16 protein-coding genes are annotated in these 16518 nt (G+C 56.3%); 3 read left to right on the top strand and 13 right to left on the bottom strand.

The window, feature by feature from the left end:
* Nucleotides 1–40 precede the first annotated feature (40 nt).
* The 5 genes from ACN0UH_RS10575 to leuS form a co-directional block, all read right to left on the bottom strand.
* A complete protein-coding gene (locus ACN0UH_RS10575; RefSeq protein WP_417661998.1) occupies nt 41–1348 on the bottom strand; it encodes a lytic murein transglycosylase in 1308 nt (435 codons plus the stop codon).
* A 75-nt stretch (nt 1349–1423) separates the two neighbouring features.
* Nucleotides 1424–1582, bottom strand: a complete 159-nt coding sequence (gene arfA, locus ACN0UH_RS10580) for an alternative ribosome rescue factor ArfA (protein ID WP_010487252.1) — start codon at nt 1580–1582, stop codon at nt 1424–1426.
* 68 nt (nt 1583–1650) lie between these two features.
* Complete coding sequence (gene holA / locus ACN0UH_RS10585; RefSeq protein ID WP_417661999.1) at nt 1651–2688, bottom strand: DNA polymerase III subunit delta; 1038 nt, start codon at nt 2686–2688, stop codon at nt 1651–1653.
* Between the two features lie 194 nt (nt 2689–2882).
* A complete protein-coding gene (lptE, locus tag ACN0UH_RS10590) occupies nt 2883–3491 on the bottom strand; it encodes an LPS assembly lipoprotein LptE (protein ID WP_417662000.1) in 609 nt (202 codons plus the stop codon).
* 57 nt (nt 3492–3548) lie between these two features.
* On the bottom strand, nt 3549–6155 hold the full coding sequence (gene leuS, locus ACN0UH_RS10595; RefSeq protein WP_417662001.1) for a leucine--tRNA ligase: 2607 nt from the start codon (nt 6153–6155) through the stop codon (nt 3549–3551).
* Nucleotides 6156–6362: 207 nt separating this feature from the next.
* Here leuS and ACN0UH_RS10600 point away from each other — a divergent pair, with 207 nt between their 5' ends.
* Both ACN0UH_RS10600 and ACN0UH_RS10605 read left to right on the top strand, forming a co-directional pair.
* A complete protein-coding gene (locus tag ACN0UH_RS10600) occupies nt 6363–6788 on the top strand; it encodes a hypothetical protein (RefSeq protein ID WP_417662002.1) in 426 nt (141 codons plus the stop codon).
* 164 nt (nt 6789–6952) lie between these two features.
* A complete protein-coding gene (locus ACN0UH_RS10605) occupies nt 6953–7711 on the top strand; it encodes a YdcF family protein (RefSeq protein ID WP_417662003.1) in 759 nt (252 codons plus the stop codon).
* 23 nt (nt 7712–7734) lie between these two features.
* On the opposite strand, the gene lnt is transcribed toward ACN0UH_RS10605, so the two are convergent.
* The 5 genes from lnt to miaB all read right to left on the bottom strand — a co-directional run bounded on the left by lnt (nt 7735) and on the right by miaB (nt 13182).
* The gene (lnt, locus tag ACN0UH_RS10610; protein ID WP_417662004.1) at nt 7735–9255 is read right to left on the bottom strand and encodes an apolipoprotein N-acyltransferase; all 1521 of its coding nucleotides are present in this window, start codon (nt 9253–9255) and stop codon (nt 7735–7737) included.
* A gap of 120 nt (nt 9256–9375) precedes the next feature.
* Nucleotides 9376–10215 (bottom strand): HlyC/CorC family transporter, encoded by an 840-nt coding sequence (locus ACN0UH_RS10615; RefSeq protein WP_417662005.1) that lies wholly within the window; start codon nt 10213–10215, stop codon nt 9376–9378.
* A gap of 33 nt (nt 10216–10248) precedes the next feature.
* Nucleotides 10249–10707 carry an rRNA maturation RNase YbeY gene (ybeY, locus tag ACN0UH_RS10620; RefSeq protein ID WP_417662006.1) on the bottom strand — a complete coding sequence of 153 codons (459 nt, stop codon included), beginning with the start codon at nt 10705–10707 and terminating at the stop codon, nt 10249–10251.
* Nucleotides 10700–11704, bottom strand: coding sequence for a PhoH family protein (locus ACN0UH_RS10625; RefSeq protein WP_417662007.1), 1005 nt, complete (start codon nt 11702–11704; stop codon nt 10700–10702). The genes ybeY and ACN0UH_RS10625 overlap by 8 nt, the downstream gene beginning before the upstream one ends.
* 134 nt (nt 11705–11838) lie before the next feature.
* Entirely contained in the window at nt 11839–13182 is a 1344-nt protein-coding gene (gene miaB / locus ACN0UH_RS10630) for a tRNA (N6-isopentenyl adenosine(37)-C2)-methylthiotransferase MiaB (protein ID WP_417662009.1), read from the bottom strand.
* A gap of 129 nt (nt 13183–13311) precedes the next feature.
* Here miaB and ACN0UH_RS10635 point away from each other — a divergent pair, with 129 nt between their 5' ends.
* Entirely contained in the window at nt 13312–13635 is a 324-nt protein-coding gene (locus ACN0UH_RS10635) for a DUF1820 family protein (protein ID WP_339490177.1), read from the top strand.
* Between the two features lie 85 nt (nt 13636–13720).
* Here ACN0UH_RS10635 and ACN0UH_RS10640 read toward each other — a convergent pair whose 3' ends face one another.
* The 3 genes from ACN0UH_RS10640 to hemL all read right to left on the bottom strand — a co-directional run bounded on the left by ACN0UH_RS10640 (nt 13721) and on the right by hemL (nt 16473).
* Nucleotides 13721–14266, bottom strand: a complete 546-nt coding sequence (locus ACN0UH_RS10640) for a tetratricopeptide repeat protein (protein ID WP_417662010.1) — start codon at nt 14264–14266, stop codon at nt 13721–13723.
* Nucleotides 14267–14521: 255 nt separating this feature from the next.
* Nucleotides 14522–15184, bottom strand: a complete 663-nt coding sequence (locus ACN0UH_RS10645) for a hypothetical protein (RefSeq protein ID WP_417662011.1) — start codon at nt 15182–15184, stop codon at nt 14522–14524.
* Nucleotides 15184–16473 carry a glutamate-1-semialdehyde 2,1-aminomutase gene (gene hemL, locus ACN0UH_RS10650; protein ID WP_417662012.1) on the bottom strand — a complete coding sequence of 430 codons (1290 nt, stop codon included), beginning with the start codon at nt 16471–16473 and terminating at the stop codon, nt 15184–15186. The genes ACN0UH_RS10645 and hemL overlap by 1 nt, the downstream gene beginning before the upstream one ends.
* Between the last annotated feature and the right edge of the window lie 45 nt (nt 16474–16518).

The raw sequence follows: 16518 nt of genomic DNA on the forward strand, positions 1-16518 counted from the left end.
TTAGGTCGCCTTTTTTTTCACTATGATTTGCTCGGTACTATCAGAACCTGCGTAATTCTTGCAGTAACTCAACGCTCGGATAGCCGTCCGCAGGTTGCTGTTGTTGCTGCTGAAATGCGCGAACGGCTTTGCGTGTATTGGCGCCAATGATGCCGTCGGCCTTGCCGGGCTCGAAGCCCTTTTGCGTCAGTAATTGCTGCAACTCTATCCGCTCTTGGCGGCCCAGCTGGCGCTCGCCAACCGGCCACTTGCCCTGAACGCCTGCATCGCCACGTAGGCTGTCGCTCAGCAGGCCGATGGCCAGGGCGTAAGAGGTGGAGTTGTTGTAGCGCAAAATACTGCGAAAGTTATTCATCAGCAAAAACGCCGGACCTTTGTGGCCAGCTGGCAGCAGTAATGTCGCCAGCGAATCGCCAGGTAGCTGCGCGGCGGTGCTATTGACCGGTTTAAGCCCTAGCTCTTGCCATTGGCTCAGCGTGCGACGGTTTTCTGGGTCGGCCAGTGCGTAGTCGAAGCTGCCTGGCAGGCGTACTTCAAATCCCCAAGGCTGATCCATCTGCCAGCCCGATGCGTTTAAGTACTGTGCAGCAGAGGCAAGGGCATCGGTGGAAGAGCGCCAGACATCACGGCGACCATCGCCGTCGAAGTCCACGGCGTGGTCGTTGTAGGTGGTTGGCATAAACTGGGTTTGCCCCATGGCGCCAGCCCATGAGCCGACCAGGTGTTCGGGGTCGGTATCACCGTGCTGCAGTATTTGTAGCACAGCCAATAGCTGGCTGCGCCAAAAGGCTTGGCGGCGGCCTTCATAAGCGAGTGTCGCCAGCGAACGCACGACGTTATAGCTGCCGATGTTGCCGCCGAAGTTGCTTTCCATGCCCCAGATAGCAACCAAGGTTTCACGGTTGACCGCATAGTGCTGTTCAATCCGGTCCAGCGCCGCCCGCTCTTGTGCCATCAAACGTCTGCCTTGGGTTACGCGGGCAGGCGAAACTGCGCCGTCGAGGTATTCCCAGACAGGGCGGGTAAATTCGGGCTGGCTGCCGTCCAGACGTATAACGTCAGGGTTGGGGGTGACGCCAGCGAAGGCACGGTCGAATAAGGTGTCACTGATGCCGGCGGCAATTGCGTCGCTGCGCAGTAGCGTACGCCATTCGGCGAAGCTCAGCGCTGGCTGTGGTGTTTGCGCAGAGTCTGATGCGGCTACGGCGGTAACAGATGGCGATGTAGTTGGTGCTGTTGTAGGCGCCCCGCTCATTGACTGTGCAGGTGCCTCGGAACAGGCACTTAGAAGTACAAGCGAGAGGGTAATTGAGGTGTGGCTCAGGCCACGGAAAAGCAGGTTTGGCATGGTGGTCTCAGCACGTTTCGCAGGGCTCTACCATAACATGAATGAGCCTTTATGCAGACTGCTGGCCCCGGGCTTTCATGCTGCCATAAACGAACAAGCCTCCCAGTTTTGCTGGGAGGCTTGGCGGCGGTAACTACCTTTACCCTTTTGCGGTTTTTGTTGCTGGCTGCGAAAGAGCGGTTGGGCAACGATTGATTTAGCTTTATTGGGCCGTTTTTGGCCGGATTTGCTCATGTGGTTCTCCCGTTTGATTCGATATGCAGCGCTGTAGCTGCATCAAAGAGGCGAGGCCTCGCGCAGTATTATACCGCGTTGCTGATGCTAAGGCGTTTGCCGCACATGCTCAGGGTCAGCATATTTAAACTGCTCCAGGCATCGCCCGGCGCTTGGCCTTTAATTTGTGCATCGATGGCTTGTGCATCTTCAAGCAACTTGCCCCAACGCTGCGCTGAGTGGCGTTGTAACGCTTTGCTGACCAGAGGTCTGCGCTTATCCCAGACCGGTGGTCGAGCAGAGCTGAACGCTTTATCAAGCGGCATACCTTGGCTGTATTGCTGAGCGATGGTTGCCAGCATGCGAACCTCTCGGGCCAGAGCCCAGAGAATCACCGGAGGCTCAACACCTTCCCCGCGCAGACCTTCAAGCATGCGCAGCGCGTGCGCGGCTTCACCATTGAGCGCGGCATCAATCAGACCAAAGACATCAAAGCGGGCACTGTCGGCGACAGCCGCCTGCACCGTGTCGACATCAACCTGATTGTCTTTGGCCAGTAGTTTGAGCTTTTCGATCTCTTGCGCAGCGGCGAGCAAGTTGCCCTCGACTCGCACCGCAATCATTTCCACGGCTTCCTGGCTTGCAGTTAGTCCGGACTGAGCCATGCGCTGGCGAATCCATTGGCCAAGCTGATTGGTGTCAACCGGCCAGATTTGTAAAAACTGAGTGTTGGGGCCTTCGATCAGGGCCTTGGCCCATTTGCTCTTTTGCGTGCTGCCGTCGAGCTTGGGCAGGCTTATCAGCAAGACCGTATCTTCAGCAGGGCGCGCCAGGTATTCAAGCAGGGCGGCGCCTTTGTCGCTTAGTTTGCCGCCGGGTATACGTAGCTCAAGCAGGCGCTTGTCGGCAAAGAGCGACAGGCTGGCGCTGGCCTGAAGCAGGCTGCCCCAGTCGAAGTTGGCCTCGGCATTAAACACTTGGCGTTCACTGAAACCTTGAGCACGTGTGGCGGCACGTATTGCATCGCACGCTTCCTGGCACAGCAGTGGCTCATCACCGCTCACCACGTAAACGGCTGCGAGAGTGCCCTGAAGGTGTTTGCCAAGTTGTGCGGGGTTGAGTTTCATGTGCGCCGGAAGCCTCTAGAAAGTGGCGGATTAAGCCAGATCCGCCGGGCGTAGGGTGTGACAAGGCGAAGCCTGTCCACCAAAGTGCAGCAGTTTATTGCGTGTTTGTGGCGCAAATGGTGAACGTGAAATGTTCACGTCGCACCATTAACTGGGTCAGATGGTGGACGAAAAAGCGACGTCCACCCCACGCGTTACTGCGCCGGTATTTCCATCGGCGACTGCTGCGGTTGAGCTTCCTGACGTTGGCGAGCGGCTTCTTCTGCTTCGGCTTCGGCCTGCGCCTTGGCTTCTGCGGTTTGCAGCAATGCATCAAGCTGTGCCGGGGAGATCAGCTGCAGGCGTAGCATCAGCTGGTTGATCAGGTCGCGGCGCATTTCTTGGCGCAGTTGAGCCATTTCTTCGTCAGAACCCACGATGTTGTTGCCGTCACGGGTTTGAACGCTGCGCACTTCAAGTTGGTTTTTCAGCAACAGCAGGTTCTTGCTACCACCGCGGATCTCGTAGTCGAGGCGGGTGGTCAGCTCGTTTTCCGCGGTTTGCGCAGAGCTGGTGTAGCTGGCTGTGCGTTGGGTCTCTTGCTCATTGACCAAGGCCAATGTGTAAGGAGCGCCCGCATGAACCTTGACCTTGTTGTTTTCTAAGGTCTCGGTCACTTGTTTGACTGTTTCACCGTAGGCGTTGCGTGCGATCACGTTGAGTTCAGTCAAGGTGAACTGCACGTCGCCAGTGCCGCGTAGCTGAAAACCGCAGGCACTGAGTAGAGCGGCCAGGCCGATTAGTAGCAGATTCCGTTTAATCATCTTGTATCCCCTTGGCGAGCGTCCCGGCGCGGTGTATTGCACGGCGCCGGGTTCTAATCAGTTAGCGACGATGTTGACCAGTTTACCCGGTACTACGATCACTTTGCGGATGGTCATGCCTTCGGTGAAGCGCAGCACGTTTTCGTTCACCCGCGCAGCCGCTTCAACATCTTCACGGCTGGCGCTGGCAGGCATTTCAATTTGTCCGCGCAGCTTGCCGTTGACCTGAATCACCAGCGTCAAGTTGTCCTGGACCAGTGCCGACTCATCCAGCTGTGGCCAACTGGCGTCGATCGCCGCGACGTCATGGCCCAGTTGCTGCCAGATTTCGTGGCTGATGTGCGGTGTGATCGGTGCCAGCAGCAGCACCACTGTTTCCAAGCCTTCCTGCAGCAGCGCGCGATCCTGGTCTGTGCTTTGTGCGGCTTTCTCAAGCACGTTCATCAAGGTCATCACGGCAGCAATTGCTGTGTTGAACTTGTGATGCTGGCCAATATCCTGGCTTGCTTGCTTGATTGCCAAGTGAATAGCCCGGCGCACTTCTTTCTGTGCGTCGTTCAGTTCAGTCTGTAGCTTGGCGCTTGGCAAGCCAGCATTGACGTGTGCCTGAGCCAGGCGCCAAACACGGCGCATGAAGCGGCTAGCGCCTTCAACGCCTGAGTCCGACCATTCCAGGCTCATGTCGGGCGGTGAGGCGAACATCATGAACAGGCGGCAAGTATCCGCGCCGTACTGGTCGATCATGGCTTGCGGGTCGACGCCGTTGTTTTTCGACTTCGACATCTTTTCGGTGCCGCCAATTTCAACTGGCAGGCCGTCAGCCTTGAGTCTGGCAGCGGTCACTTTGCCCTTGCTGTCGTGCTCAATCTCGACATCAGCCGGGTTGAACCAGTCCTTGCCGCCGTTTTCCGCTATGCGGTAGTAAGTATCAGCGACCACCATGCCTTGGGTCAGCAATTTCTTGAACGGCTCGTTCGAGCTAAGCAGGCCTTCGTCACGCATCAACTTGTGGAAGAAACGTGCATACAGCAAGTGCAGAATCGCGTGTTCGATGCCGCCGATGTATTGATCAACCGGCAGCCAGTGATTGGCAGCGTCCGGGTCAACCATGCCACCGGTGTAGTTTGGTGAGGCGTAGCGGGCGAAGTACCAGGACGACTCGACGAAGGTGTCCATGGTGTCGGTTTCACGCTTGGCCGGTGCGCCACATTTCGGGCAACTGCACTCATAAAACTCAGGCATGCGCGCCAGCGGTGAACCTGCACCGTCTGGTACGACGTCTTCTGGCAGCACGACTGGCAGTTGATATTCCGGTACAGGCACATCGCCACAGCTGTCGCAATGTACGATCGGAATCGGGCAGCCCCAATAACGCTGGCGGCTGATGCCCCAGTCGCGAAGGCGGAATTGAGTGCGTGACTGGCCGAGGCTTTTCTTTTGCAGCGCGACTTCGATCGCGTCGAAGGCGCCGGGGAAGTCGAGGCCATCAAACTCGCCTGAGTTGATCAGTTCACCGTGTTCGCCATAGGCTTCTTGCCAAGGTGCAGGTGTTTCATCGCCGGCGCTGGTGCGCACTACGGGTTTGATTGGCAGGTCGTACTTGCTGGCGAACTCGAAGTCGCGCTCGTCGTGTGCTGGCACAGCCATGACTGCGCCGTCGCCGTAATGCATCAACACGTAGTTAGCGACCCAGACTGGCAGCTTGGCGCCGGTCAGTGGATGCTCGACGAACAATGAAGTCGGCAGGCCCTTCTTTTCCTGAGTGGCAATATCGGCTTCCGCAACGCCGCCGCGCTTACATTCGTCGATGAATGCCTGCAACTCAGGGTTGCCTTGTGCCGCTTGTGTCGCGAGCGGGTGTTCCGCCGCCACAGCAACATAAGTCGCACCCATCAAGGTGTCTGGGCGGGTGGTGAATACTTTCAGTTCGCCGCTGCTGCCGATGCTGGCAACATCATAGGGAAAGCAGACTTCCATGCCGCGCGACTTACCGATCCAGTTGCGCTGCATGGTCTTGACCTGTTCAGGCCAGCCATCCAGTTCATCAAGGCTGCTCAAGAGCTCTTCCGCATAAGCGGTGATCTTGAAGTAGTACATCGGAATTTCGCGTTTTTCGATCAGCGCGCCACTGCGCCAGCCGCGGCCGTCGATCACTTGTTCGTTGGCCAAAACGGTCTGGTCGACTGGGTCCCAGTTAACGCTGCCGTTTTTACGGTAGATCACGCCTTTTTCAAACAGGCGGGTGAACAACCATTGCTCCCAACGATAGTAGTCGGGCTTGCAGGTGGTGACTTCACGCGTCCAGTCGATTGCCAGACCCAGGCTTTTCAGCTGGGTCTTCATGTAATCGATGTTTTCGTAGGTCCATTTGGCGGGCGCAACTTTGTTTTTCATGGCAGCGTTTTCAGCTGGCATGCCAAAGGCGTCCCAGCCCATTGGCTGGAGTACGTTCTTGCCCTGCATACGTTGGTAGCGGGCAATCACATCACCGATGGTGTAGTTGCGCACATGACCCATGTGCAACTTGCCGCTCGGGTAGGGGAACATCGACAGGCAATAGAATGTTTCTTTGCCTGGCTGTTCGCTCACTACAAAGGATTTCTGCACATCCCACTGGGATTGCGCGGCGGCTTCGATTTCGCGTGGCTGATACTGTTCGTGCATGGCTACTTGCGCTAGGAATAGAGGCTTTCGGGAAACGCCGTAGCATACATGACCCCCGGCAACAGTGGGAAACCTTGATTTCATCAGCGAGTAGATGATTGGTCGTTTATCCGTCACACAGTCACCGTTTGTCGCAGCAGCCTGTCGCTTAAATGCAGGCCGCTAAGCTTGCTGTAAGGGTGGGTATCAACCCGGAAGAGGTGCTTGATGGGTGAATTGCAAAAGACACAAGACAGTGCAGGGTTATATAGCCGTTTGTTACAACGGCTCGCCATTGCGCTGGATGACGCACAAAGTGTGCGGGGCCTTGCCGCAACTGAGCCGCAGGAGTTGGAGCTGCGTGGCTTGACCCCTGCCGAGCTTGGGCTGATCAATGCCTATTTAGAGCGCGACTTGAGTTGGTTGCGTGGTTGGCATGCTGCCGCCAAAGAGCTTTCCAGCCGTGAAAGCCGCCCCGTCTGGAACGCGCGTCTTAAGATGAAGCCACGGTTAAGACCCTCTTGTGCGAGGCGTGGGCAATTATGTTGTGCCCTTTGTGGAAAGGCCGTGTCATTGCAGGCTATTTCGCGAGTGTGCGACTGCCAAGTTTGTGGCTCAAAATTATTCCGCTTGGAAAGGGCGCAAGTACATTGAAGTTTAGGAGCGTTGCGCTTGCTGCAGCGTTATAAATACAGCTTATTTTTAACCTCCATATTTGCCCAGGCGTTCCTGAACGGAGGCAGTAATCTGATATATGCTGGCGCTTCACCGCCTTAGCTTGTGAGGGAACTGCTCACAAATGTCGATGGACTGACTCAATGCCGCTTCGTTTCTTGATCAAACAACTGTGCATGCCCCCCGGCGTGCTGTTCATCTTGCTGATTCTCGCGTGGTGGCTGCGTAAGCGTGCGCCGCGAATTGCCACATGTTGCTTTGTGTGTGGGGCCGGTGGGCTCTACGTGATGAGTTTGCCGGTGGCGGTTGAATGGGCTGCGCGACAGATCGAAACAGAGTCAGCACTGAGCGCAGAGCAGATAGGCCAACTGGCGCAGACGGCCGATGCAATCGTCGTGCTCGGCGCCGGGCGTGATCAAGGTGATGCGGCATGGGCAGAGGATCAACCCAGCGCATTAGCGATTGAGCGCCTGCGTTATGCCTCAAGGTTGGCTAAGGCTTCAGGATTGCCGGTGTTGATATCTGGAGGGCTGCATTTCGGTAAGCCACCAAGCGAGGCGACCATCATGGCCAACGTGTTGGCCGAGGATTTTGCGGTGGACACTCGCTGGCAAGAATCACAAAGTCGCACCACCTGGGAAAACGCGCAGTTCAGCCGTCAGATCCTCGAGCCAGAAAAGATCAATCGAGTGGTGTTGGTCACCCAAGCGTTTCATATGGCGCGTTCGCGCTGGAGTTTCGAGCAGGTTGGTTTTGAAGTGGTACCTGCGCCAGTTGGGTCTCTGGCCCGTTTGGATGCGCGGCCAGACGCGGGTTGGTTACCGGACGGCAAGGCCTTTATGCAAAGTACCTGGCTGATTAACGAGGCGATTGGCCATGTTGCCTATCGCCTGTTTTATTAAGTCCGGCCCTGATTGGTTGCGGGTTAAACGGTTTTGGCCATTCGGCTGGCCAGCAGGGCCCAGCCAAACAACAGGCCGCAGAGGACAATCAGCGGCCAGGAGCGAAACTGCAGGTACGGCGTCAAACCCTGCATCGGCTGGACGCTGCCGTAGAGCATGCCGCGCTTGAATTGCGGCAGTTCTGCGGTGATTGCGCCCATGGGGTCGATCAGCACGGTCATGCCGTTGTTGGTGGTGCGAATCATCCAGCGTCCTGCTTCCAGGGCGCGCATTTGCGCCATCTGCAAGTGTTGCAGCGGGCCGATTGAGCTGCCGAACCAGGCGTCGTTACTCACCGTAAGCAATAGGTCGCTCTTGGCTGCAAGTTCGGCGGCAAACTCCGGATACACCACTTCGTAACAGATCAAGGTTGCGATTCTGTAGCCTTTGGCTTCAAGCAGAGGCTGGTCCGAGTCGCCACGGGCAAAGTCAGACATCGGCAGGTCGAAGAAGGCGATCAGGCCGCGCAGCACTTCTTGCAACGGTACATACTCACCAAATGGCACCAGTTTTTGCTTGAGATAGTCGCCACTGCCTTGGCCAAGCACGGTCACGCCGTTGTAATAGCGCATCTCGCCAGCTTTATTCGGCTGGCGAATCGGTACGCCGGTGATCAGAGCGCTTTTACGCTCGCTGGCAAAGCGATCCATGCTGCTCAGGTAACCTAGTGCTTGATCCTTGAGCACCGGCACCGCTGTTTCTGGCCAGATCACCAAATCTGTTGGCTTGGCATTTAACGTCAGGTCGCGGTACAGCTCAAGCTGTGCTTCAAGCTTGGCGGGGTCCCACTTCATGCTTTGTTCAATATTGCCCTGAATCGATAACACGCTTTGCGGTTGCCCGGCAGGTTTGGTCCAGGCATAGCCATTGAGCAATAAACCGCTGAGCCACGGCGCAACCAATAGTACTGCACCAACGGTTAGAAACGCGGGCTGCTTGCGCAGTGAGTAGAGGTTGATTATTAGCGCTGCGCTCAGGGCCAGGGCAAATGAGATCAGCCATACGCCACCGACTGGTGCAAGCCCGGTCAGTGGGCCGTCTAGCTGGCTGTAACCGGCGTAAAGCCAGGGAAAGCCGGTCAGAAACCAGCCACGAAATGCTTCCTGAGCGACCCACAATGCGGCGAACGCCAGGGCATCAGCCAATGGTGCTTCAGTGCGGCGGATCCAGCGTGCCCAAAGAAATGCCGCCAGGGCAAAAAACAAGCCCAGGCCAGCAACAAAGCCAAAGGTTAACAGGCCCGCGAGCAGGGGCGAGGCAGCGCCAAAAGTATGGATGCTGACATAAACCCAACTGGTGCCAGCGGCAAACAGGCCAAAACCATAGCACCAGCCGCGTCCGGCTGCTTTGCGCGGTGACAGGTCGCGCAGGCCGAGGTAAAACAGCGCGATGGAAAGCAGCGCCAGCGGCCAGATATCAAAGGGTGCAAGTGCAAATGTGGTGATGGTACCTGCAGCCATGCTAATCAGGTTGCCTAGCCAGCCCGGGCGGGTGATCCAGCGCATGTTAAATCCTAGACGATAAAAGACCGCTGGAGGCTATAGGTAAGCGCCCATGTTCGGCAAGTTTGCAGTTGTAATTGCTGTTCTGACTGAGCCAGCGTTCTGGCTCAGTCAGGTTGAGCATCAGCCTGCCAGAGGTGACAAACGCAGCAAATGTACGCGTCGGCTGTCCGCGTTGAGGATACGGAAGCGGAAGCCGCCGATCTCAGTCACTTCATTGCGCTTTGGCAGGTGACCAAAGGCGCTCATGACCAGGCCGCCAACGGTATCGAACTCATCATCGGAAAAGTCGGTGCCAAAGGCTTCGTTGAAGTTTTCGATCGGGGTCAGCGCCTTGACCAGAAAATCGCCGCTTGGCAGCGGTTTGACGTAGCTGTCTTCCTCGACGTCGTGTTCGTCTTCAATGTCGCCGACGATCTGCTCGAGCACGTCTTCAATTGTCACCAGACCTGCGACACCGCCGTATTCGTCAATCACCACCGCCATGTGGTTGTGATTGGCGCGGAACTCGCGCAGCAGCACATTAAGCCGCTTTGACTCTGGGACGAAGGTCGCCGGACGCAGCAGATCCTTGATGTTGAAGTTCTGCTGCTCTTCTTGCAGGATCAGCGGTAGCAGATCCTTGGCAAGCAGAATGCCGATCACGTCATCAAGGCTTTCACCCACTACCGGATAGCGCGAGTGCGCTGCCTCGATAATCGAGGGCAGAAACTCTTTTGGAGTTTGCGTGGCTTTGATGCTGATCATCTGTGAACGTGGAACCATAATGTCGCGAACTTGCAGGTCAGCCACCTGAATAGCACCTTCAACGATGGCTAGCGCCTCGCTGTCGAGCAGCTTGTTCTGGTGCGCTTCGCGCAGGACTTCCAGCAGTTCTTGACGGTTTTTCGGCTCGTGAGCAAAAGCCTGTGTCAGCTTATTCAGCCATGACTTTTGCTCGTTGCTCGATCGGTCTTCGCTCATGGGGTTTTACTCAGGATCCTTGCTTGTGATCAATCATTCGTCGTCGGCATAAGGGTCGGGATGACCCAGCTCGGCGAGCAGTGTACGTTCTAATGCTTCCATTTCTTCGGCTTCTGCATCTTCGATGTGGTCGTAGCCGAGAAGGTGCAGGCAGCCGTGAATCACCAGATGTGCCCAGTGGGCAGTCAGGCTTTTTCCTTGCTCGATGGCTTCGCGGGCTACTACTGGCGCGCAAATGACCAGGTCGCCAAGCAGTGGAATGTCGAGCATCTCATCAGGCACGTCCGCAGGGAACGAGAGTACGTTGGTGGCGTACTCGCGCTGGCGGTAAGTGTGATTGAGCTCAAGCCCTTCTGCTTCGTCGACCAGGCGTATTGTTAGCTCAGAATCGGCGGTGCGCTGGCGTAGAGCAACCTCGCACCACTGAGTAAATTGCGCTTCGCTGGGTAAATCGCTGGCATCGCTGGCGATCTGTAGGTCCAGCTCAAGCATCGCCGTTGCCTCGTTCGTTGGCAGGTTTGCTGTGTGCGTGATCTTCAAAGCGCTCGTAAGCTTCAACAATACGTTGAACCAATGGGTGGCGGACCACGTCCTTGGGCTTGAAGTGAGTGAAGCTGATGCCGGGCACGTCGCGTAGTACATCGATTACATGGGTCAGGCCAGACTTGCTGCCGCGCGGCAGGTCAACCTGAGTAATGTCACCGGTGATCACTGCGGTAGAGCCGAAGCCGATCCGGGTGAGGAACATCTTCATTTGCTCAAGCGTGGTGTTCTGGCTTTCATCAAGAATGATAAAGCTGTTGTTCAGCGTACGGCCGCGCATGTAGGCGAGCGGGGCCACTTCGATCACTTGTTTTTCGATCAAACGGGCGACGTGTTCAAAGCCGAGCATCTCGTATAGTGCGTCGTAGAGCGGGCGCAGATACGGATCAATCTTCTGTGACAGGTCGCCAGGCAGGAAGCCGAGCTTCTCGCCTGCTTCAACCGCTGGACGCACCAAGAGAATGCGGCGAATTTGCTCGCGCTCCAATGCGTCGACTGCGCAGGCCACTGCAAGGTAGGTTTTGCCCGTGCCTGCCGGGCCAATGCCGAAGTTGATGTCGTGCTCAAGTATCGATTTGACGTAAGCCTGTTGATTGGCTCCCCGTGGCCGGATCATGCCTTTGCGCGTGCGCAGGGCAATATTGGATTCGACTGTTGAGTTTTTCAGCTCCTCGATACCGGGCTCCTGCAAAAACAGGTGCACCATGTCTGGAGACAGTTCTGTGTTTTGGGCTTCACGGTAGAGGCGGCGCAACAGTTGTTCTGCTGCACGGGTTTGCTCGCTATCGCCAAGCAATTCGAACTGATTGCCGCGATTGCGAATTTCGATCTCGAGGCGCTGTTCAATCAGGCGCAGGTTCTCGTCAAATTGCCCGCACAGGTTGGCGAAGCGATTGGCTTCGAATGGCTCGAGGATGAAATGATGTGGTGCTGTCTGTGTATTCAAAATAATAAGATGGCCGCCAGTCGGCAGGGGTAGTTGGGCAAGAATAGCCTTAGCTGTTCACGCATGAAAGCATCAACAGCATAGGCTTTAGTGCAGTATGCGTGAAGCGCCCTGATATGTTGGGCTGCACAGGTTTATTCAGCGCCTGAATCTGTGATCAGGCTGCCGCGCAGTGAGTAGGATTGAGCGCTATCAATCATTACGTCGACAAATTGGCCAATCAGGCTTGGGTTGTCGCAGCGGAAGTTGACTACGCGATTGCTCTCGGTGCGGCCTTGGAGCATGCCTGGGTCTTTCCTTGAGTAATCGCTGACCAGAATGCGCTGGATGCTGCCGACCATACGGCGCGTGTTTGCCGAGCCGATCTGATTGATGCGGTCCTGCAGGATCTTCAGGCGCTGCTTTTTCAGCTCTTCGGGGGTGTCGTCGGGCAGGTCTGCTGCCGGCGTGCCGGGGCGCGCGCTGTAGACGAACGAGAAGGAGAAGTCGAAACCCACGTCCTCAACCAGTTTCATGGTCTGCTCGAAGTCTTTCTCGGTCTCGCCTGGGAAGCCGATGATGAAGTCTGAGCTGATCAGAATATCGGGCACCACGGCTTTCAGCTTGCGTATCCGCGATTTGAACTCAAGCGCGGTGTGGTTGCGCTTCATTGCCGCGAGAATCCGGTCTGAGCCAGATTGCACAGGTAAATGCAGGTACTTCACCAGTTCCGGGATATCCGCATGGGCTTGGATCAGCGCATCGGAAAACTCCAGCGGGTGCGAGGTCATGTAGCGAATGCGGTCGATGCCATCAATTGCGGCAACTGCATAGAGCAACTCGGCAAAGTCGGCGATCTGGCCGTTGCCGGTGTCGCCGCGGTAGCCATTGACGTTTTGCCCAAGCAAGGTCACTTCACGCACGCCGTTTTCAGCAAGGTGGAGGATTTCACTCAAGACATCAGTCATGGGGCGGCTGACTTCTTCGCCGCGGGTGTAGGGCACTACGCAGAAGGTGCAGTACTTGCTGCAGCCTTCCATTACCGAGACGTAGGCGGTTGGACCGTCAATGCGCGGTTCCGGCAGGCGGTCGAATTTCTCGATCTCAGGGAATGAAACATCAACCTGCGGCAGCTTGGTGACGCGTGCCGCGTTGATCATTTCTGGCAGGCGGTGCAAGGTTTGCGGGCCAAATACCACGTCGACGTAGGGCGCGCGGTCGCGAATTGCCGCGCCTTCCTGGCTGGCTACGCAGCCGCCAACGCCGATAACCAGATCCGGGTTGCTCAGTTTCAGTTCACGCCAGCGGCCCAGCTGGGAATATACCTTGTCTTGCGCGCGCTCACGGATGGAGCAGGTGTTGAGCAGAATCAAGTCTGCATCTTCAGCGCGTTCAGTAACTTCCAGTGCTTGATGTTCGCCCAAAAGATCGACCATGCGCGAGCTGTCGTACTCGTTCATCTGGCAGCCGTGGGTTTCGATATAAAGCTTCTTGGTCATGCGGGCTCAAAGGGTGATTCGAAGAACCGCATATTATATGCCCCAAGCGCTTGTGTTCCTAGCGTTGCCTGACTGCCTGCATGCTATGATTCGCGCCCGTTATTTTTCTGGCCCGACTAAACTGTCTATATGAGTAAGCGCGAACCTATTTATAAAGTGATTTTTCTGAATCAGGGTCAGGTGTACGAAATGTACGCCAAGCAGATCTTCCAAAGCGATCTGTGGGGCTTTCTTGAGGTGGAGGAGTTTGTCTTTGGTGAGCGTACTCAGGTCGTGGTCGATCCGAGCGAAGAGAAGCTCAAGGCACAGTTTGATGGTGTTGTGCGCAGCTTTGTCCCCATGCATTCGATCATTCGGATTGATGAAGTCGAGCGCTTGGGCACGCCGAAGATCAGTGAGGCCAAAGGTGGCGGCAACGTCATGCCGTTTCCAATGCCGATGCCCGATAAATAATCAGATCAGGCGATAGATCAGGCAGCTTGGTCTTGCTGCCTGATGGCGGTGTAGCTTGATTCGTAGGTGTTAGACGAATGGGCGATCAAGGCAGCGGGTTGAAGGGCGTTATATGCTCGGCGGTTTGCAGTTCTTGCAAATAGTTGCGGAATATCTGCCCCAGCACCTGGTTGGATATCTCCAGTTCATTGCGCTCCATTTTCGCTGCAATCAGGTCTGCGCTGTCCATGGCTTCATCCGAGCCATTGACCGCGGCCATTTTCAGCACGATATACGCCTGAATATTATTGGCCTGCACACCTTCTCCGCGGAAGAACATCATTCCAAGCCGGTATTGTGCCTGCGCATGACCTTTTAATGAGGCTTGCTCGAACCAGTTGAGCGATTGCTGCAGGTCACGGGGCGCACGTTTACCGTCGTAATGGAACTCGCCCAGCTCGTATGCCGCTTGCGGGTCGCCAGCGTTGGCGGATGCCAGGCACGCATCAAGCGCGTCAGGCAGTTCTTCGGGGGCGGTATTTAGTGAGCAGCTCCCTGTCGCTGGAATGAGCAGCGAATTACCGCTCGCGAAAGCGAGTAAAGGTAGAAGCAGCAGGCAGCCCAGTGAGAGGGCGCGGCCGGTGCGATTCATGAAAGTCCGTGTTCCTCGCATTGCAATACGGCTAATGAGTAGCCCGTGAAAATGTGGCGGGTGTCACATTATGAAATAAGCAGCGCTGTTCTTACAAAGTGTTTACGAAGTTTAACGTAAATAGCTGTAATACAAGGGCTGTGAATAGGTCGTCAATAATTGTCAGGTAATGGTTAGGCGAGCCAAAACCCACTAAAACCAATGTTTATTCTATATAAATCAGTGGTTTGAGCAGGCTTGTGAGCATCAAGGCTGTTATTGGTCTGTTTTATCGGTTGCTTGGCTTGTTTCAGTTGAGACCGCGCTCTGCACTGGCAGTTTCAATATAAAGCAAGCTAGTAGTGGGTAAGCGAGTGTCAGGAGTAGATGAAACAGGTCTACGCGGCGTATCGCACCGATATAACCTGTGGTGCCGACAGCCAAGCCTGCCACAACAAACAATCCAACCGAGGCCACTGCTGCAAGCGTCAGTGTTTTGTTGGGAAGTTGGATCAGACCTGCGTAGAGCACCGCTGCGAGCGTGATGAGGTTGAGCAGCAAGCGGTAATCATCAAGCTGGTTGAGTTGGCGGGCCAATTCGAAAAAAGCACACAGGCCGAGCAATATCCGCCCCCAGTTTGCACGGCTCCACACCCAGTTGCGGCTTAATGAGAGTGCTGCGCAGCCAATTAACGGCAGGCCAAGAAAGGTGCTGGCTTGGGTTAACCATAAATGAGCACCTTGCCAGCTAGGGTCGAGGCCGTAGCGCATGCTGCCGCAAAGAGCGGCGGCAGCGGTCAAGGCGAATCCGAGTAGTGCGCAAAATAGAGCGGGTTGATAGGCGTCGTGATAACGCGCTCTGGCCTTGCCAATGATGATGGCGCTGGCTGCGCAAGCCAGCGCCAGCAATGCATCGCTGGCGGCGGTGGTGTATTGCATCAGGCTTTAGTCATCTCGGCGAATGCGTGCTCTGCAGCGTCAAGAGTCAGCTTCAGTTCAGTATCGCCAAGGGCGATCGAGGTGAAGCCAGCTTCGAATGCGCTTGGTGCGAGGTAAACGCCGCCTTTGAGCATCAGGTGAAAGAACTGCTTGAAGCGTTCGCTGTCGCTGCTCATGACGTCTTCAAAGCTGCTGATGTGCTTGCGCTCGGTGAAGTACAGGCCAAACATGCCGCCAGCTTGAGTTGTCGTGAAGGCGACGCCTGCTGCATCGGCACGTTCCTGCAAGCCTTGCAGCAGGCGTGTGGTGTAGTCGCTTAGTTCTGCGTGGAAACCTGGGCGGCTAATCAGGCGCAGCGTGGTCAGGCCTGCGGCCATGGCCAGTGGGTTGCCAGATAAGGTGCCTGCTTGGTAAACCGGGCCCAGCGGTGCGATGTGGCTCATGATTGCGCGTTTGCCGCCGAAGCAGCCGACTGGCATGCCGCCGCCGATAATCTTGCCGAAGGTCGACAGATCCGGGGTGACGCCGTAATGCGCTTGGGCGCCGCCGAGCGCAACACGGAAACCGGTCATCACTTCGTCGAAAATCAACACGACACCGTGCTTGTCACACTGCTCACGCAAACCCTCGAGAAAGCCCGGGGCTGGCGGTACACAGTTCATGTTGCCAGCAACAGGTTCAACGATGATGCAAGCAACCTCGTTGCCGACTTCATTGAGGCACTTGGCCACGGCGTCGATGTCGTTGAAGGGTAGCGTCAAGGTGTGTTTGGCGAAGGCTTCAGGTACGCCGGGCGAGCTTGGTACGCCGAGGGTCAGGGCGCCCGAGCCGGCTTTTACCAGCAAGCTGTCGGAGTGTCCGTGGTAGCAGCCTTCGAACTTGATGATTGAGTCGCGGCCGGTGAAGCCGCGTGCCAGACGAATTGCGCTCATGGTGGCTTCGGTGCCGGAGCTGACCATGCGCACCATTTCCATGGAAGGCACGATGCTGCACACCAGATCAGCCATCTCGGTTTCCATGGCAGTCGGGGCGCCGTAAGAGAGGCCGTGTTCCAACTGTTTGCGCACTGAGTCGAGAACCTCGGGATGGCTGTGACCGAGAATCATCGGGCCCCATGAACCTACGTAGTCGACATAGCGCTTGTCATCTTCGTCAGTGACATAAGCGCCGGCAGCGTGCTTGAAGAACAATGGCGTGCCGCCCACGCTTTTGAAAGCGCGAACCGGCGAGTTAACACCGCCCGGAATGTGTTTTTGGGCGTTGGCAAACAGGGTTTCTGAACGTGACATCGGGAACCTCTCAAAGTCTGTGCAGAGCGCCAGGGCTCTGCAAAA

Origin of the sequence: Pseudomonas sp. (genome assembly GCF_048265905.1) — a bacterium.
Lineage (GTDB): Bacteria > Pseudomonadota > Gammaproteobacteria > Pseudomonadales > Pseudomonadaceae > Aquipseudomonas.